The organism is Cellulomonas dongxiuzhuiae, assembly GCF_018623035.1.
GTDB classification, from domain to species: domain Bacteria; phylum Actinomycetota; class Actinomycetes; order Actinomycetales; family Cellulomonadaceae; genus Cellulomonas; species Cellulomonas dongxiuzhuiae.
Window position 1 is genome coordinate 1539852 of sequence record NZ_CP076023.1, and the last position, 17026, is coordinate 1556877.

15 protein-coding genes are annotated in these 17026 nt (G+C 74.5%); 9 read left to right on the top strand and 6 right to left on the bottom strand.

Annotation, left to right across the window (positions count from 1 at the left end):
* Nucleotides 1-28 precede the first annotated feature (28 nt).
* The 6 genes from KKR89_RS18225 to KKR89_RS06975 form a co-directional block, all read right to left on the bottom strand.
* Nucleotides 29-982 carry an ice-binding family protein gene (locus KKR89_RS18225; protein WP_214765744.1) on the bottom strand — a complete coding sequence of 318 codons (954 nt, stop codon included), beginning with the start codon at nt 980-982 and terminating at the stop codon, nt 29-31.
* A 183-nt stretch (nt 983-1165) separates the two neighbouring features.
* A complete protein-coding gene (locus KKR89_RS06955; RefSeq protein ID WP_208197582.1) occupies nt 1166-1978 on the bottom strand; it encodes a putative F420-0 ABC transporter ATP-binding protein in 813 nt (270 codons plus the stop codon).
* Nucleotides 1969-3069 carry a putative F420-0 ABC transporter permease subunit gene (locus KKR89_RS06960; protein ID WP_208197583.1) on the bottom strand — a complete coding sequence of 367 codons (1101 nt, stop codon included), beginning with the start codon at nt 3067-3069 and terminating at the stop codon, nt 1969-1971. The genes KKR89_RS06955 and KKR89_RS06960 overlap by 10 nt, the downstream gene beginning before the upstream one ends.
* Nucleotides 3070-3078: 9 nt before the next feature.
* On the bottom strand, nt 3079-4158 hold the full coding sequence (locus KKR89_RS06965; protein ID WP_208197584.1) for a putative F420-0 ABC transporter substrate-binding protein: 1080 nt from the start codon (nt 4156-4158) through the stop codon (nt 3079-3081).
* A gap of 267 nt (nt 4159-4425) precedes the next feature.
* Nucleotides 4426-5784 (bottom strand): cellulose binding domain-containing protein, encoded by a 1359-nt coding sequence (locus KKR89_RS18230; RefSeq protein ID WP_251141053.1) that lies wholly within the window; start codon nt 5782-5784, stop codon nt 4426-4428.
* Nucleotides 5785-5970: 186 nt separating this feature from the next.
* Nucleotides 5971-7311: an aminotransferase class I/II-fold pyridoxal phosphate-dependent enzyme gene (locus KKR89_RS06975; RefSeq protein ID WP_208197585.1), complete on the bottom strand. Its 1341-nt coding sequence runs from the start codon at nt 7309-7311 to the stop codon at nt 5971-5973.
* Nucleotides 7312-7531: 220 nt separating this feature from the next.
* On the opposite strand from KKR89_RS06975, the gene KKR89_RS06980 reads away from it, so the two are divergent.
* The 9 genes from KKR89_RS06980 (at nt 7532) to KKR89_RS07020 (ending at nt 16983) form a co-directional block, all read left to right on the top strand.
* Nucleotides 7532-8380, top strand: coding sequence for a nitrilase-related carbon-nitrogen hydrolase (locus KKR89_RS06980; RefSeq protein WP_208197586.1), 849 nt, complete (start codon nt 7532-7534; stop codon nt 8378-8380).
* 25 nt (nt 8381-8405) lie between these two features.
* Entirely contained in the window at nt 8406-9827 is a 1422-nt protein-coding gene (gene hydA, locus KKR89_RS06985) for a dihydropyrimidinase (protein ID WP_208197587.1), read from the top strand.
* A gap of 12 nt (nt 9828-9839) precedes the next feature.
* Entirely contained in the window at nt 9840-10883 is a 1044-nt protein-coding gene (locus KKR89_RS06990; protein WP_208197588.1) for a TIGR03842 family LLM class F420-dependent oxidoreductase, read from the top strand.
* Nucleotides 10880-11836, top strand: a complete 957-nt coding sequence (locus tag KKR89_RS06995; protein ID WP_372438591.1) for an ABC transporter permease — start codon at nt 10880-10882, stop codon at nt 11834-11836. The genes KKR89_RS06990 and KKR89_RS06995 overlap by 4 nt, the downstream gene beginning before the upstream one ends.
* Nucleotides 11833-12705, top strand: a complete 873-nt coding sequence (locus KKR89_RS07000) for an ABC transporter ATP-binding protein (protein WP_208197589.1) — start codon at nt 11833-11835, stop codon at nt 12703-12705. The genes KKR89_RS06995 and KKR89_RS07000 overlap by 4 nt, the downstream gene beginning before the upstream one ends.
* A complete protein-coding gene (locus KKR89_RS07005; protein ID WP_208197590.1) occupies nt 12702-13475 on the top strand; it encodes an ABC transporter permease in 774 nt (257 codons plus the stop codon). Before KKR89_RS07000 ends, KKR89_RS07005 begins: the two co-directional genes overlap by 4 nt.
* An 84-nt stretch (nt 13476-13559) precedes the next feature.
* Nucleotides 13560-14708 (top strand): ABC transporter substrate-binding protein, encoded by a 1149-nt coding sequence (locus tag KKR89_RS07010; protein WP_208197591.1) that lies wholly within the window; start codon nt 13560-13562, stop codon nt 14706-14708.
* Nucleotides 14709-14795: 87 nt separating this feature from the next.
* Nucleotides 14796-16130: an aspartate aminotransferase family protein gene (locus KKR89_RS07015; RefSeq protein WP_243883238.1), complete on the top strand. Its 1335-nt coding sequence runs from the start codon at nt 14796-14798 to the stop codon at nt 16128-16130.
* Nucleotides 16131-16218: 88 nt separating this feature from the next.
* The gene (locus KKR89_RS07020) at nt 16219-16983 is read left to right on the top strand and encodes an SDR family oxidoreductase (RefSeq protein ID WP_208197592.1); all 765 of its coding nucleotides are present in this window, start codon (nt 16219-16221) and stop codon (nt 16981-16983) included.
* The last annotated feature ends 43 nt before the right edge of the window (nt 16984-17026 follow it).

Sequence of the window (17026 nt, forward strand, 5' to 3'; positions counted from 1 at the left end):
CCACCACCTCATGCTCCGGCCGGCGGTGTCACGCCGCCGGGGACGGACGACGCGCGCGCAGCCGCAGGACGCCCGCGACCAGGGCGACGCCGCCGGCGAGGGCGAGGGCCACGGGCGCGCCGCCCAGCGACCCCATGCTGCTGCCGTCGCCCGTCTGCACCCCGCCGACCGGGACGCGCGGGACCTGCGGGCCGCTGCCGGCACCCGTGCCGGCCCCCGTGCCCGCGCCGACCCCCGTGCCCGGGGCGGCGCTCGCGCCGTCACCCGGGACCGGTCCGGCGGTCGTGCCCGGGCCCACGGTGGGCGAGGCGCTCGGCGTGGGCGTCGCGCACGCCGGGCGGATGATCGTGTTCGAGTTCAGCGTCACGGCGCCGTCGCGCGCCAGGACGCGACCGTCGACCGTCGCCCCTGTGTTCAGGCTGATCGTCTCCAGGGCCATGACGGTCCCGGCGAGCCGCGTCCGCTCGCCCAGCGTGGCCGAGCTGCCGACCTGCCAGTACACGTTGCAGGCCTGGGCGCCGTTGACGAGCGCGACCGCGCTGTCGGTCGCCGTGATCAGCGTGGACGGGGTCTGGAAGACGAAGACCGCGCCCGGGTCGCCGCCGCCGTCGAGGGTCAGGGTGCCGGTGATGTCGAGCTCGTCGTCCGAGGAGTAGACGCCCGACGTCAGCTTCAGGCCACCGAGCTCGACCGGCACCGCGAGGACCGGCTTCTGACCCGCGGCGTGGTCGTAGGCGGTGACGAGATCCGTCTTGGCCTGGTCGGCGACCTCGTCGGCCGCGTGGGTCGCGCCGGTCTGCTCGATCGAGTCCGCGCCTGTGATGGCCGGCGTCGGGAACGTGCCGATGTCGCCCTCGACGGTCGTCGAGCCGGTGTTCGTGATACCGGTGCCCGCGAGGATCGCGAAGGCGTCCGCCGTGGCCAGCGGCACCGGGATCGGCGCCGCCTGCGCGCTCGAGGCCAGGGCGACCGCGAGGGCCACCGCCGCGGCGACCGTGACGGCGCCTGCCGTCCGTCGGCCTGGGTGAGTTCGTGCGACCGTGGTCGTCCTCATGTGGCGCTCCTTCGCTGCCCGGGTACAGGTCGGAGCCGGAAGCCCCCCCGCCGGAAGGTATGCCCCGTGGTCACCTGCGCGGACCAGGTGTGGTGCACCGCACGGTGCAGTTCACCCGGCTCGCTCGCCCGCGTCGGGGGACCGGCCGGTGAGGGCGATCACCGGCCGACCGGTGCGGGGGTGCGTCAGCACGTCGGCATCCACGCCGTACACCTGACGCAGCAGGGTGGGTGTCAGCACCTCGGCCGGCGGTCCGGCGGCCGCGAGCCGGCCGGCCGACAGCACGAGGACGTGCTCGCAGAACGCCGCCGCGAGGTTGAGGTCGTGCAGGGCCGCGACGCTCGTGACCCGCAGGTCCCGCACGAAGGCGAGCATCGAGAGCTGCGCGGCCACGTCGAGGTGGTTCGTCGGCTCGTCGAGCAGGAGCAGCGACGGCTCCTGGGCGAGCGCGCGCGCGATGTGCACGCGCTGCCGCTCACCGCCGGACAGGGTCGACCACGCGCGGTCCGCCAGGTGCGTCGCGGACGCGGCCACCAGCGCGCGCTCCACGGCACCCGGGTCGGTGTCCGTGCCCCACAGCGTGCGGTACGGGATGCGCCCGAGCGCGACCACCTCGCGCACGCTCAGGGGCACGGCCGCGTCCGACGACTGCTCGAGCAGCGCGACGTGGCGCGCGCGGAGGCGTCGGGGCATCGCGTGCACGGGCACGGCGGCGACGGGGTCGGCCGCGCCGGGGTCGCTCACGAGCACGGCGCCGGCCTGCGGCTCGAGCAGTCCCGCGACCAGTCGCAGCAACGTCGTCTTGCCCGCGCCGTTGGGCCCCAGCAGGCCCGTCAGGGCCCCCGCCGGAGGAGTCGCGTCGACGCCGTCGACGACCCATCGGCCCCCGAGGCGCGTGCCGACGCCCGCGATGCTCAGCTCCACGTGCCACCCCGTCCTCGGCGCAGCAGCACCGCGAACACCGGCACGCCGATCAGCGCGGTCACGATACCGACCGGTAGCTCCCGCGGGTCGAAGACCGTCCGTGCCAGGGTGTCCGCCCACACCAGCAGCACGGCCCCTGCCAGCCCGGCCACGGGCAGCAGCCGTCGGTGGGCGGGCCCCGTCACGACCGAGACCGCGTGCGGCAGGACCAGCCCGACGAACCCGATGGCGCCCGAGACGGCGACCATCGCGCCCGTGAGCAGCGCCACGAGCGTCATCATCGCCCAGCGCGTCCGCTCGACGTCGACGCCCAACGCCGCTGCGGCGGTGTCCCCGAACGCGAACGCGTCCAGCCGCCCGGCCGCGAGCAGGACGACCGTCCCCACCACGACCAGCGCGCCCGCCGCGATCGTCACGGACGACCACGTCGCGCCAGCGAGCGACCCCATGAGCCACGACAGGATCTCGCGGTACGAGTCCCCGGTCGCGGTCCAGAAGATGACGAAGGACGTCGCCGCCGCCGCGAGCTGGGACACCGCCAGGCCGGCGAGGACGGCGCGGGTCGGCGTGAGCGTGCCGCCCGTGCGGGCGAGCGCGAGCGTCGCGACGAGCGCGAGCAGGGCGCCCGCGAACGCGGCGACCGGCAGCAGCAGCCCCACGCCCAGCACGAGCACGGCCACCGCACCCAGGGACGCGCCCGACGACAGCCCCAGCAGGTACGGGTCGGCCAGCGGGTTGCGCGTCAGGGACTGCATGACGGCGCCCGCGACGGCGAGCCCGGCCCCCACGGCAGCGGCCGTCAGGACCCGCGGCAGCCGCAGGTCCCACACGATCGCGTCGTGCAGGCGCGGCACGTCGGCCTCCCGCAGGCCGACGTGCGCGAGCACCGACCGCACGACCTCGCCGACCGCCAGGTCGGCCGGCCCGATGGTCACCGCGACCAGCAGCGTCACCACCAGGGCGGCCAGCCCTGTGCCCACCAGCAGCGTCAGGGGCGGGCGCAGCGGTGCACGCGACCCGGCGCCGCCGACGTCGGCGGGGGCCGCGTCGCGGCGGAGGGAGCGGGTCGGGCCGGCGCTGGGGTGCGGCATCGGAGCGGGTCAGTCCTCGGTGGTCGCGTCGGGGGCCGGGGTCCCTGCGTCGAGCGCGCGCACGGCGTCCGCGACGTCGGCCGCGGCCTGCGCGTTGCGGACGCCCGCCTCGGTCGCCGCGAACGGGACCACCACGTAGCGCTGCTCGCGCACGGCCGTGAGCTGCGAGGCGGCCGGGTGCGTCGCGAGGAAGTCCATCTTCTTCTGCGCGGAGTTCCACGCCGAGTCCACGAGGACGAGCACGTCGGGGTCGGCCGCGACGACCTGCTCCCACCCGACGGACGTCCAGGTGTCGTGCACGTCCGCGAAGACGTTGCTCAGCCCGGCGGCCGCGAGCAGCATCTGCGGCGCCCCGATGCCGGCGCCGACGTACGGGGTGTCGGTGCCCGAGGACCACCACACGGCCGTGCCGCCGTCGACGGGCTCGATCGCGTCGAGCGTCGCCTGCTGCTCGGCCACGACCTGCTCCGCGGCGTCCGGGACGCCGAAGACGTCCCCGACCTCACGGATCTCGTCGAGCACGTCGTCGAAGCTCAGCGGGTCCGGCTGGTAGCCCGGGGCCTTGCAGGCGCTCGGCGAGACGTAGGTGGCGATGCCGAGGTCCGCGAGGGTCGACCGCTCGCCCGCGCCGTCGGTGCTGAGGTTCGACTCCCAGCCGGCGTAGACGAGGTCCGGCTCGGCCTCGAGGAGCGCCTCCTGGCCGGGGACCTTGTCGGACAGGACCGGCACGTCGGCGACGTCCGCGGCCCACCGCTCCGGCACGGGGCCGTCGGCGAAGGCCGTGCCGACGAGCACGTCCGCCAGGCCCAGGGCGAGCAGCGTCTCGGTCGTCGACGACTTGATGGTCACGACACGCTGCGGGGGCGCGTCGAACGTGACCTCGGTGCCGCAGTTGTCGAGCGTGACGGGCGTGTAGGTCGCCGGCGCGTCGGACGGCGCGGGGGAGGGCGCGGCTGCCGGCGCTCCCGTCGAGCAGGCCGCGACGGCGAGGGTGCAGGCCGCGGCGACGGCGGCGAGCCCCGCACGGCGCGTGCGGCGGGTGAGCGGGGACGGGGAGGCGGGGACGGTGTGACGGCGGGCGCGAGGCATGGTCTCTCCGGGGGTCGCTGCCGCGCACGCCGTCGGGCGCGGGAGAGGGAAGGAAGGACGCACGTCGCGCCGCGGAGGACCGTCCCAGACGAGGGCGGTGCGACCCGGCCAAGGCGGCGGTCGGGTTCCGACCCGTCACCCTAGGCGCTCACCCCCGTGGCGGTGCAAGCGGTGACGCGCAGCGCCCGCACGCACCGAGCGGCGCGCACGGCCGGGAGGGGGCCGTGCGCGCCGCTCGGGTCGGCGCTCGTCAGCGAGCGGCGGGCATCAGGACGCTGCGCAGGTCACCGTCGCGCCCGCCCCGTTCCCGGTGCCCTGGAACCCGAACGTCGTGCTGCGTCCGGCGTCGACGCGCCCGTTCCACGGGGCGTTGGTCACGGTCGGCGCCGCGCCGCCGCTGGACTGCCCGTTCCACACCTGCGTCGCGCTCGCCCCGGAGGGCAGGGTGACGGTGACGCGCCAGCCGTTGATCGCGCTGCTGCCTGCCGTGACCGTCACGTCCGCGACGAACCCGTTGGGCCAGCTGTTCGCGAGCCGGTACGTGGCCGTGCACCCGGTGGACGTGCCCGGCGTGGGTGTCGGCGTCGCGAACGGTGTCGGCGTCGCGGACGGTGTCGGGGTCACGGAGGGCGTGGGCGTGACGGTCGGCGTCGGGGTGACCGAGGGCGTGGGCGTGACGGTCGGCGTGGGCGTTGTGGTCGGTGTGGGCCCGCCGTCCGCCCAGGCGGCCTTGAGGAACGCCGCGATGGTGTCCCAGCTCGGGTTCGGGGTGCCCTGCGTGACCGTCTCGCGGCAGTCCTGGGTCGTGCGGACCGTCTGCCGGCCGTAGCGCGACGCGCTCGTGACGTCGGCGTGGCTGTGGCCGGCGCCGGGCACGGAGAAGAACTGGGTGTCGACGCACGCCGCCTTCAGGGCGTCGTAGAAGATGACCGTCTGGGCGTGGGGAACGACGTTGTCGGCCTGCCCGTGCAGCAGGAGCATCGGCGGGTCCTGGGAGTCGACGTAGGTCAGTGGGTTCGCCTGGCGGACCTTGTCCGGGCACGTCGGGGTCGCGCAGCCGAGCAGCTGACCCTCGGGGGCGCTGGGGCTGTCGTGGTCGATGAAGCCGCCCGGGTCCTGCTCCTTGAGACGCGCGAAGTCGGTGGGCCCGAAGAAGTCGACCCCCGCCTGCAGGTCGCTCGACACGCCCGTGGTGCCGATCTGCCCCTCCAGGGCGGCCACGCCGTTGGTCACGGCCGCCATGGCGGCGACCCAGCCGCCGGAGGAGTCACCCATGCTCGCGAACTGCTCGGGGTCCAACCGGTACTGGGTCGCGTTGCTGCGCAGGTAGCGGGTCGCCGACTTGATGTCATGGACCTGCGCGGGGAACTTCGCCTGCGAGGCCGAGCGCACGCTGACGCCGGCGACGGCGATGCCGCGGGGGTTGAGCTGTTGCGCGACGGCGCCCGCCCCCGACTTGCCGTCGTCCGACGACCAGGCCGACCCGGTGGACCACAGGACGAGAGGGAACGGGCCGGTGCCGTCGGGGATGTAGAGGTCCAGGAGGTGACCGCGGCTGCCGGCCGGGTCCGCCGGGGCGTAGGCGACGTTCGTGATGGTCTGGGCGGCCTGCGCGGGCGTGCTCACCGCGGCGATCGCTCCGCCTGCGACGAGTGCGACCCCTCCGAGCCAGGCTGTCGTCCTGCTGCGTGTCCTCGACATGGCAATCGTTCCCCTCGACGTGGTGGTAGCGGTCCACACTCTGGTGCGGGGGGCGCCCTCCGGGCGACGGACGAAACCATTCGGTTGGTACACCAACCGCTTTCTGTCCTGTCAGGGTGCCGCCGCCGCGGCGAGCGCCGCGGCGACCGTCTCCACGTCGTCAGGGCGCAGCACGCCGACGGTGACACGCACGAAGCCGTGCGCCCGCGCCGGGTCGCTGAAGAACGGGCGGCCGCGTGCCACCCGCACGCCGGCCGCCTCCAGCCGCACGAGGGCGGCCCGCTCGTCGGCCACGGGCACCCACATGTTGATGCCGTCCCCGGGCGGCACCTGCACGCCGTGCCGCGCGAGGGCCGCGCTGAGCGTGCGCCGACGACCGTGGTAGATGCGGCGGGCGTGCGCCACGGCCTCGACGGCCTGCGCGTCGGTCAGCAGATCGACGAGCACGTGCTGCAGCAGGCGGCTGGTCCACCCGGGCCCCAGCATGCGCCGTGCGACGAGCCCGTCGAGGACGACCGCGGGCCCGCCCACGGCGGCGATGCGCAGGTCGGGGCCGTGGGACTTGGAGTAGGAGCGCACGTGCACCACGCGGTCCGCCAGCAGGGTGCCGAGGCTGACGTCCCGCGACGACGCGACCTCGCCCGAGTGGTCGTCCTCCAGCACCCACAGCTCGCCGGCCGCGGGACGCAGCACGGCCGCGAGCTCCCGGGCCCGGGTGGGCGTGATGCTGATCCCCGTCGGGTTCTGCGCCCGGGGTTGCAGCACGACCACGCGCACCCCGGAACGCACCGCCTCCGCGAGCGCGTCCGGCCGCGGGCCGGACGCGTCGAGGGTCACGGGGACGCGTTCGAGACCGAGGTGGTCGAGCAGGTCGAGCACCGGCGGGAAGCCGGGGTCCTCGACCGCGACGCGTCCGCCGAAGCCGACGACCTGCTCGAGCACGCGGCTCAGTGCGTCCACGGCGCCGTCGACCACGGTCAGGCGCTGCGGCACGAACGGCCACGACGAGCGGAGCAGCCGTTCGAGCCCCGGGACGACGGGGTCGTCGAGGTAGCCGGTCGCGTGGGCGCCGAGGCCGCGGGTGGCGAGCCGCGTCAGGGCGGGCGACAGGTCGGGGAGCAGCTCGGGGTCGGGCGTGCCGGCCGCGAGGTCGAGGCGGGCGGCCGGCACGTCGGCCAGGTCGCGGTACCGCGGCGGCAGCCGCGCGGCGGGCCCCGGCAGCACGGACGTGCCCGCACGTCCGCGGGAGATGACGAGACCGGCGGCCGCGAGCGTCTGCCACGCGGAGCCGACGGTGGCGGGGCTGACACCCAGCGCGACGGCGAGCTGGCGGACCGTGGGCAGCCGGTCGCCGGGCAGCAGGTCACCCGTGTGGACGAGGCGCGCGATCGTGGCGGCGATCCCGCGCGGGGACCGGTCGACGACGAGCTCGGCCAGCTCCTGCGGTGACATGCGCGCATCGTGGCCTGCTCGTGTTGCGCCTGCGTGTCCGGGTCGTGAGCGGCCGCACCCCGGACGGGCGTCGGGAAGTGCACGCCTCACGTCCGGAAGTTCCGCGGACGCAAACGACGCGTGACGGCACCGAAATGTCCAAGGTCGACAGTCACATTCCATCCGGCGGCGGCCCCGACCCGTCGCGGACCTCGCCGTCGTGAGACATCCGGAGGACCCCATGACCGTCGTGCGCGTCGCCTTCACCCAGGCCACCTGGACCGGCGACAAGGAGTCCATGATCCGGCTCCACGAGGACTGGACGCGCGAGGCGGCCTCGGCGGGTGCGCAGGTCATCGGCTTCCAGGAGCTGTTCTACGGCCCGTACTTCGGCATCACGCAGGACACCGCGTACTACGACTACGCCGAGCCCGTGCCGGGCCCCACCACCGAGCGCTTCAGCGCGCTGGCGGCCGAGCTGGGCATCGTGGTCGTCCTGCCGATCTACGAGGAGGACCAGCCGGGCGTCCTGTACAACACCGCGGTCGTCATCGACGCCGACGGCACGGTGCTCGGCAGGTACCGCAAGCACCACATCCCGCACCTGCCGAAGTTCTGGGAGAAGTTCTACTTCCGTCCCGGGAACCTCGGGTACCCGGTGTTCGACACCGCTGCCGGACGCATCGGCGTCAACATCTGCTACGACCGGCACTTCCCCGAGGGCTGGCGTGTGCTCGCGCTCAACGGCGCGCAGATCGTGTTCAACCCCAACGCCACGGCCCCCGGGATCTCGAACAGGCTCTGGGAGATCGAGCAGCCGGCCGCCGCGGTGGCCAACGGCTACTTCGTCGTCGCCAACAACCGGGTCGGGCTCGAGGACGTCGAGTACGGGGACGAGGCCGTGAGCTTCTACGGCTCGTCGTACGCCGTGGGGCCGGACGGCAACCAGGTGGGCGAGATCGGGTCGTCGAGCGAGAACCAGCTGCTGGTCCGGGACCTCGACCTCGACCAGGTCCGTGAGGTGCGCGAGCGCTGGCAGTTCTTCCGGGACCGCCGGCCCGACGCCTACGGACCGATCGTCGCCCCCTGACCGCTCGGCACGAGGAAGGAGCCCCATGACCACCACGCTGCTCCGCGGCGGCACCGTCGTGTCCGCCACGGGCCGGGGCGCCGCCGACGTCCTCGTCGACGGCGAGACGATCGCGGCCGTCCTGGCGCCCGGGTCGACCCTGCTCGGCCACGACCTCGCCGCGTCCGTCGACCGGGTGGTCGACGCCACCGGGAAGTACGTCGTCCCCGGTGGCGTCGACGCCCACACGCACATGGAGCTGCCGTTCGGCGGGACGGCCGCGTCCGACACGTTCGAGACCGGGACCCGCGCCGCTGCGTGGGGCGGCACGACCACCATCATCGACTTCGCGGTGCAGCGCGCCGGGGAACGTGTCGAGGACGGGCTCGCGGCGTGGCACGCCAAGGCGGCCGGGAGCTGCGCGGTCGACTACGGGTTCCACCAGATCATCGGCGGCGTCGACGAGGACTCGTTGGCCGCGATGGGCTGGCTCGTCGCCGAGGGCATCACCAGCTACAAGCTCTTCATGGCCTACCCCGGCGTCTTCTACGCGGACGACGCCCAGATCCTGCGGGCCATGCAGAAGGCCGCCGACCTGGGCCTGCTGACGATGATGCACGCGGAGAACGGTCCCGCGATCGACGTGCTCGCGGCGCAGCTCGTCGCGCAGGGGAACACGGCCCCGCTCTTCCACGGCGTCGCCCGCGCGTGGCAGCTCGAGGAGGAGGCGACGCACCGCGCGATCATGCTGGCCGACGTCACCGGAGCGCCCCTGTACGTCGTGCACGTGTCCGCCAAGCAGGCCGTGCAGCAGCTCGCGTGGGCCCGCGACGCGGGGAAGAACGTGTTCGGCGAGACGTGCCCGCAGTACCTGTACCTCTCCCTCGAGGAGCAGCTCGGGGCACCCGGCTTCGACGGGGCGAAGTGGGTGTGCTCGACCCCGCTGCGCTCGCGGGCCGAGGGGCACCAGGACCACATGTGGCAGGCGCTGCGCACCAACGACCTGCAGATGGTCTCGACCGACCACTGCCCGTTCTGCATGAAGGGCCAGAAGGAGCTGGGGCTCGGCGACTTCCGGGCGATCCCCAACGGCATCGGGTCGGTCGAGCACCGGATGGACCTGATGTACCAGGGCGTGGTGACCGGCGAGATCTCGCTCGAGCGCTGGGTGGAGATCACCTCGACCACCCCGGCGCGGATGTTCGGGCTGTACGGCCGCAAGGGCGTCGTCGCGCCCGGGGCCGACGCCGACCTCGTCGTGTACGACCCGTCGGGGCACACCTCCATCGGGATCGGGGCGACCCACCACATGAACATGGACCACTCCGCGTGGGAGGGCTTCGAGGTCGACGGGCACGTCGACGTCGTGATGTCCCGGGGCGAGGTCCTCGTCGACCCCGACGGCTACCACGGCCGGCCCGGGCACGGGCGCTACCTGCGGCGCGACCTGTCGCAGTACCTGGTCTGAGGGGAGCGAGGGATGGACTTCGGCGTCGTCCTGCAGGCCGACCCGCCCGCGTCGCGCACCGTCGACCTGGCGCGCCAGGCGGAGACCCACGGGTTCTCCCACGTCTGGACGTTCGACTCCCACCTGCTGTGGCAGGAGCCGTTCGTCATCTACTCCGCGATCCTCGCGGCGACACGCAGGGTCACGGTCGGCCCCATGGTCACGAACCCGGCCACCCGCGACTGGACGGTCCTCGCGTCGCTGTTCGCGACGCTCAACGAGATGTACGGCAACCGCACGGTCTGCGGCATCGGGCGCGGGGACTCGGCGGTCCGCACGCTCAACGGGCGGCCGTCGGACCTCGCGACGCTGCGCGAGGCGATCCACGTCATCCGGGAGCTCGCGAACGACCGCCCGGCCGACCTGGGCGGGCGCACCGTGCAGTTCCCGTGGGCGAGGGGATCGAGGCTCGACGTGTGGGTCGCGGCCTACGGCCCGCGCGCGCTGGGGCTCACCGGCGAGGTCGGGGACGGCTTCATCCTGCAGCTCGCCGACCCTGACGTCGCGCGCTGGATGGTCCGGGCGGTGCGCGACTCCGCCGAGGCCGCGGGGCGCGACCCCGGCGCCGTGAAGATCTGCGTCGCCGCGCCCGCCTACGTCGGCGACGGGGCCTCGCCGCCCGAGCGGGCGCACATGCGCGAGCAGTGCCGGTGGTTCGGCGGCATGGTCGGCAACCACGTCGCCGAGATCGTCCGGCGCTACGGCACCGACTCGGCGATCCCGAGGGCGCTCACGGACTACGTGCGCGACCGCGAGGGCTACGACTACAACGAGCACGGCCGGGCGGGCAGCACGCACACCACGTTCGTCCCCGACGAGATCGTCGAGCGGTTCTGCCTGCTCGGCTCCCCGCACGAGCACGTCGAGCGCCTGCGCGAGCTCGAGGCGATCGGCTGCGACCAGTTCGCCGTCTACCTCCAGCACGACAACAAGGAGGAGACGATGCGGCTCTACGGCGAGCGCATCATCCCGGCGATGGCCGAGCACGTCGTCGCGACCACGACGACGGCACCGTGAGCACGGCGACCGCACCGACCACGCTCGCCGCGGCGGTGCGTGCCCCGGCCGCCCGCGCCGACACCGCGCCGGGCCCCGTGGCACGCGTGCTGCGCGTCCGGCCGCTCGTCGCGATCCTGTCGGCGCTCGGCGTCGCCGCGCTGTGGGAGGCGTACAAGGCCGTCGGACCCGAGCAGGGCTGGTCCGTGGGCGAGACGCGGGTGCTGCCGCGCACGACGGACATGGCGATGCCGCACACGTGGGACGTCGCCGCGCGGCTCCTCGACCCGGTGTCCGGCGCGACCGGTGCCGAGGCGCTGTGGGTCGCCGTCCTGCGCGCCGCCGCGTCGTCGCTGGGCATCGCGCTCACGGGGTGGGTCATGGGCCTGGCGGTGGGCGCCGCTCTCGCGGTCATGATGCAGCGGCTGCGCGTCGTGGAGTCCGCGGTGCTGCCGCTGGTCGTCCTGTCGCAGACGGTGCCGCTCATCGCCCTCGCGCCCCTGGTGCGGTCCTGGGGGTCCCGGCTCGAGCTGGGCGCCGTCACGTGGCAGCCGTGGATGTCGGTCGCCGTCATCGCGAGCTACCTCGCGTTCTTCCCCGTCGCCGTGGGCATGCTGCGCGGGCTGCAGTCTCCCGACACGATCCACGTCGCGCTCATGCGGGCCTACGGCGCGAGCTGGTGGGCCACCCTGGTGCGTCTGCGGCTGCCCGCCGCGGTGCCGCACCTGCTGCCCGCGCTGCGCCTCGCGGCCGCGAACGCGGTCGTCGGGACGGTCGTGGCCGAGGTCGCCACCGGCCTGCCCGGCGGCCTGGGCCGGATGATCCTCGAGTTCGCCAACTTCGCCGCGAGCGACCCGCCCAAGCCGTGGGCACCGATCCTCGGCGCCGTCGCGCTGGGGCTGCTCGCCGCGGGCCTCGTGGCCCTCGTGGGCCGCGCGCTGCGCCGGTACCGACGGACGGAGGTGGCGTCGTGAGCGCCGTGCCGCAGCAGCCGACCGCCGCAGCCCACCCCCGGGGCGCCGTGGCCGTGGAGGTCGAGGGCGTCTCCCGGGTGTTCGGTGGCAGGTCCGCACCCGTCGTGGCCCTCGAGGACGTCGACCTGCGGGTCGCCGCGGGGGAGTTCGTCTCGCTCATCGGTCCGTCCGGCTGCGGCAAGTCGACGCTGCTGCGCCTCGTCGCCGACCTCGACGAGCCCACCTCCGGGACCGTGCGGGTCTTCGGCAGCAGCGCTCGCGAGGCCCGTCTGGCACGGGACTACGGCATCGCGTTCCAGCAGGCCGGGCTCCTGCCGTGGCGGACCGTGCGGGCCAACGTCGAGCTGCCGCTCGCGCTCGCCGGCGCGGGCCGGGCCGGGCGGCGCGAGCGCGCCGACGAGCTGCTGGCCCTCGTCGGCCTCACCGAGTTCGCCGACCACCACCCCGACCAGCTCTCGGGCGGCATGCAGCAGCGCGTCGCGATCGCCCGTGCCCTGGCCGACTCGCCGTCACTGCTGCTCATGGACGAGCCGTTCGGTGCGCTCGACGAGATGACGCGCGAGCACCTGCAGGCACAGCTGCTGCGGATCTGCGCGGAGACCCGCGCGGCCGTCGTGTTCGTCACCCACTCCATCCCCGAGGCGGTGTTCCTCTCCGACCGGGTGGTCGTCATGTCCCCGCGCCCGGGGCGGATCCGGCACGTGGTCGACGTGACGCTGGACCGGTCCGGGGCCGTCGCGCCGGGGCCCGGGCGCCACGACGACGTCGGCGACGACCTGCGCACCGACGCCGCGTTCGTCGCGGCCGTCGCGGCCGTGCGTGAGGCCCTGCACGGCGGGACGGTCGCGCGCGGGGCGGACCCGCGATGAGCCGCGCGACGCTCGTCCGTGCCGCCGAGCAGGTGCTGCCGCCGGCCGTGCTGCTCGTCGCGCTCGTCGCGGCGTGGCACGCGGTGGTCGTGCTGGGCGAGGTGCCCGCGTTCGTGCTTCCCGGGCCGGCGGCGATCGGCGACCAGGTCATGACGTACCGCGGGCCGATCTCCGCGGCCGCGCTGGTCACCGGGCGCAACGCCGCGCTCGGGCTGCTCGTCGGATCGGTGCTCGGGATCCTCCTCGCCGTCGTCGCCGCCGCCGTGCGGCTGCTCGACGTGCTCGCGGAGCCCGTCGTCGCGGCGCTGGCCGTCGTGCCGATCGTCGCGCTCGCACCCGTCCTGTACGCGATGTACGGCGCGGGCTCCGAGCAGGCGCGGGTCGTCGTCGCCGCGCTCGCGGTCCTCGTGCCCGTGTACGTCACGACGCTGCGCGGCCTGCGCCAGGTGCGCCCCGTGCACCGCGACCTCGTGCGGGCGCTCGCGGCCTCCCGCGTGCAGGTCGCCCGCACGGTGACGCTCCCGACGGCCGTCCCGTTCGTGTTCACCGGGTTGCGCATGGGCTCGTCGCTGGCGGTGATCTCCGCGATCGTCGCCGAGTACTTCGGGGGGCCGCGCTCGGGGATCGGGTCGTTCGTCACGACCGCGGCAGCGGGGTCGAACTACGCGCAGGCGTGGGCGTACGTGCTGGGCGGCGTGGTCGTCGGGCTCGCCTTCCACGCCGTGACGGCGACCGCCGAGCACCTCGCCACGCACCGGGCGGGCCCGTGAGCCGCCCACCACGTCCTCCTGCCGACGCCGTCAGGACGGTGCGACCCGCTGTTCGTCCACGCACGCACGACGAAGGGAGATGACATGAGGACCACGACGCACCGGGGGGCGGCCGTCGCGGCCGTCGCGGCCGCCGGTCTGCTGCTGACGGGCTGCTCGAGCACCGACGGGGCGCAGGCCGACGGGGGCCCCAGCGCCGCCGCCGACGACCTCACGCCGGTCACGCTGCAGCTGCAGTGGCTGACCCAGGCGCAGTTCGCCGGGTACTACGCGGCCCTCGACCAGGGCTACTACGCCGACGAGGGGCTGGACGTCGAGATCGTCCCGTCGGGCGGGGACGTCGTGCCGCAGGACGCTCTCGCCGCGGGCGAGGCGGACTACGCGATCGCGTGGGTGCCCAAGGTCCTGGGGTCGATCGAGCAGGGTGCCCAGGTCACGCACGTCGGGCAGGTGTTCGAGCGCTCGGCGACGCTGCAGGTCGCGTTCGCCGACTCCGGCGTGGCGTCCCCCGCGGACCTCGCGGGCAAGAAGATCGGGTCGTGGGGCTACGGCAACGAGTGGGAGCTGTTCGCGGGCCTCAACAAGGCCGGTGTCGACGACTTCGAGCTCGTCACGCAGGCCTTCGACATGCTGGGCCTGCTGAGCGGGGACATCGACGCGGCCCAGGCCATGACGTACAACGAGTACGCCCAGCTGCTGGAGACCGTCGACCCCGACACCGGTGAGCTGTACCAGCCCGAGGACTTCACGGTCATCGACTGGAACGACGAGGGCGTCGCGATGCTGCAGGACGCGATCTGGGCCGACTCGCAGCGCCTCGCCGACGACGAGGTCTACCAGGACACGACGGTCAAGTTCCTCAAGGCCTCCATCAAGGGCTGGGCGTACGCGCGGGACAACCCGCAGGAGGCCGCGGACATCGTCACCGCGGCCGGGTCGACGCTCGGCACGTCCCACCAGCTCTGGATGACCAACGAGGTCAACAAGCTCATCTGGCCGTCCACGGGCGGGATCGGCCTCGTCGACCCCGAGGCGTGGGACAGGACGGTCGCGCTCGCGCTCGACACCCACAACGAGACCGGCGCGACGATCATCACGCAGGAGCCCCCCGGGACGGCGTACACGACCGAGTACGTCGAGCAGGCGCTCGCCGAGCTCGCCGACGAGGGCGTGGACACGTCCGGCGCCGACTTCGAGCCGATCGACGTCGAGCTCGCGGAGGGCGGGAACTGACCGACGGCCGGGCGGGGTGGACCGCACCCCGCCCGGTCACCCCGGGGGCGTCGGACGCACGCCCCGCCGTACCGCCGGGAGGCACCGATGGCAGGACCCACGCACGCCGACGGGCCGATGCTCGACGCCGAGGCCGTCGCGCTCGACCGTGCGCACGTCTTCCACTCCTGGTCCGCACAGGCGCACGTCGCCCCGTTCGTCATCGCCGGCGGTGCCGGCTCGACCGTGTGGGACCACGCCGGGCGCACGTACCTCGACTTCTCGAGCCAGCTCGTCAACACCAACCTCGGGCACCAGCACCCGCGGGTCGTCGCGGCGGTCCAGGAGCAGGCGGCGCTGCTGGCGACCGTCGCGCCCGGGACCGCGAACCTCACGCGGGGGCGCGCCGCCGCGGCGGTCCTCAAGCACGCGCCCGACCGCTTCACCAAGGTCTTCTTCACCAACGGCGGCGCCGACGCCAACGAGAACGCGATCCGCATGGCGCGTCTGCACACCGGGCGCGACAAGGTCGTCTCGCACTACCGCTCGTACCACGGCAACACCGGCGCGGCGGTCGTCGCGACGGGGGACTGGCGCCGCGTGCCCAACGAGTACGCGCGCGGGCACGTGCACGTCTTCGGCCCCTACCTGTACCGCTCGGAGTTCTGGTCCACGACGCCGGAGCAGGAGTGCGAGCGCGCGCTGCAGCACCTCGAACGCGTCGTGCAGTGCGAGGGACCGGAGTCGGTCGCCGCGATCCTCCTCGAGACGGTGCCGGGGACCGCCGGCGTGCTCGTGCCGCCGCCCGGGTACCTCGCGGGCGTGCGGGAGGTCTGCGACCGCTACGGCATCGTCATGGTCCTCGACGAGGTCATGGCCGGGTTCGGCCGCACGGGGTCCTGGTTCGCGTTCGAGGGCCACGACGTCGTCCCGGACCTCGTGACCTTCGCCAAGGGGGTCAACTCGGGGTACGTGCCCGCCGGAGGGGTGCTGCTGGGCGCCGACGTCGCGGCGACCTTCGACGAGCGGGTCTACCCCGGGGGGCTGACGTACTCGGGGCACCCGCTCGCCATGGCGGCCGTCGTCGCCGCGCTCGACGCGATGGCGGACGAGGGGGTCGTCGACAACGCCGCCGCGATCGGGCGCGACGTGCTCGGGCCCGGGCTCGCCGACATCGCGACACGGCAGCCGCTCGTCGGCGAGGTCCGCGGCACGGGCGTGTTCTGGGCCGTGGAGCTGGTGGTCGACCGGGTGGCGCGCACCCCGGCGCCGGCGCCCGTCGTCGGTGCCGTCAAGGCCGCCTGCCTCGCCCGCGGCCTGCTGCCCTTCGTCGTCGACAACCGCGTGCACGTGGTGCCGCCGTGCGTCGTCACGCCCGACGAGGCCCGCCACGGCCTCGCTCTCCTCGACGAGGCGCTCGGCGAGGTGACGGCGACCACGTGACGCCGCCCCGCTGCCCGAGGTGGGCCCGGTCCCGTCCGCCCGTGCCATGCTCGTCCGACACCCGCACCCCGACCACCAGGAGAGCCGCATGTCCCCGTCGACCGACCGTCCCCGCCGCGCCCTGGTCACCGGGGCGTCGTCCGGGATCGGCGCCGCGACCGTGCGCCGGCTGCGTGCCGACGGGTGGGACGTGGTCGCCACCGCGCGTCGCGCCGACCGCCTCGAGGCCCTCGCGGGCGAGACGGGCGCCGACGTGCTCGCCGCCGACGTCACGTCGGACGCGGACGTGGCCGCACTGGTCGCGCACGTGCGGGCCACGGGCGGGCTGGACGCCGTCGTCAACAACGCGGGCGGTGCCCTGGGGCTCGACAGCGTCGAGGACGCCGACCTCGCCGGGTGGCGCAGGATGTACGAGCTCAACGTGCTGGGCACGCTGCGCGTGACGCAGGGCGTGCTGCCGCTGCTGCGCGAGCGCGGCGCGGGCGACGTGCTCGTCGTGACGTCGACCGCCGCGCTGGACGCCTACCCGGGTGGTGCGGGGTACACGGGCGTCAAGCACGCCGAGCGCATGCTCGCCACGACGCTGCGCTGGGAGCTGGTCGGCGAGCCGATCCGGGTGATCGAGATCGCCCCCGGTGCGGTCGCCACCGAGGAGTTCTCGCTCGTGCGCTTCGGTGGCGACGCCGAGCGCGCGGCGAAGGTCTACGAGGGCTACCAGCCGCTGGTGGCCGACGACGTCGCGGACACCATCGCCTGGACCCTGTCGCGCCCGGCGCACGTCAACGTCGACCTGCTGGTCGTCCGGCCGCGCGCCCAGGCGAACAACACGACGATCGCCCGCACGGGGGGCTGACCAGGCGTTGCGCCCCTCGCACGCGCGGCGGCCACCGACGCGC

Bases quoted from the DNA above. Each gene is read 5' to 3' on its own strand.
- KKR89_RS07020 (WP_208197592.1), top strand. From the start codon at position 16,219: ATGTCCCCGTCGACCGACCGTCCCCGCCGCGCCCTGGTCACCGGGGCG.
- hydA (WP_208197587.1), top strand. From the start codon at position 8,406: ATGACCACCACGCTGCTCCGCGGCGGCACCGTCGTGTCCGCCACGGGC.
- KKR89_RS07010 (WP_208197591.1), top strand. From the start codon at position 13,560: ATGAGGACCACGACGCACCGGGGGGCGGCCGTCGCGGCCGTCGCGGCC.
- KKR89_RS06975 (WP_208197585.1), bottom strand. From the start codon at position 7,311: ATGTCACCGCAGGAGCTGGCCGAGCTCGTCGTCGACCGGTCCCCGCGC.
- KKR89_RS07005 (WP_208197590.1), top strand. From the start codon at position 12,702: ATGAGCCGCGCGACGCTCGTCCGTGCCGCCGAGCAGGTGCTGCCGCCG.
- KKR89_RS06990 (WP_208197588.1), top strand. From the start codon at position 9,840: ATGGACTTCGGCGTCGTCCTGCAGGCCGACCCGCCCGCGTCGCGCACC.
- KKR89_RS06960 (WP_208197583.1), bottom strand. From the start codon at position 3,069: ATGCCGCACCCCAGCGCCGGCCCGACCCGCTCCCTCCGCCGCGACGCG.
- KKR89_RS06965 (WP_208197584.1), bottom strand. From the start codon at position 4,158: ATGCCTCGCGCCCGCCGTCACACCGTCCCCGCCTCCCCGTCCCCGCTC.
- KKR89_RS07015 (WP_243883238.1), top strand. From the start codon at position 14,796: ATGGCAGGACCCACGCACGCCGACGGGCCGATGCTCGACGCCGAGGCC.
- KKR89_RS06980 (WP_208197586.1), top strand. From the start codon at position 7,532: ATGACCGTCGTGCGCGTCGCCTTCACCCAGGCCACCTGGACCGGCGAC.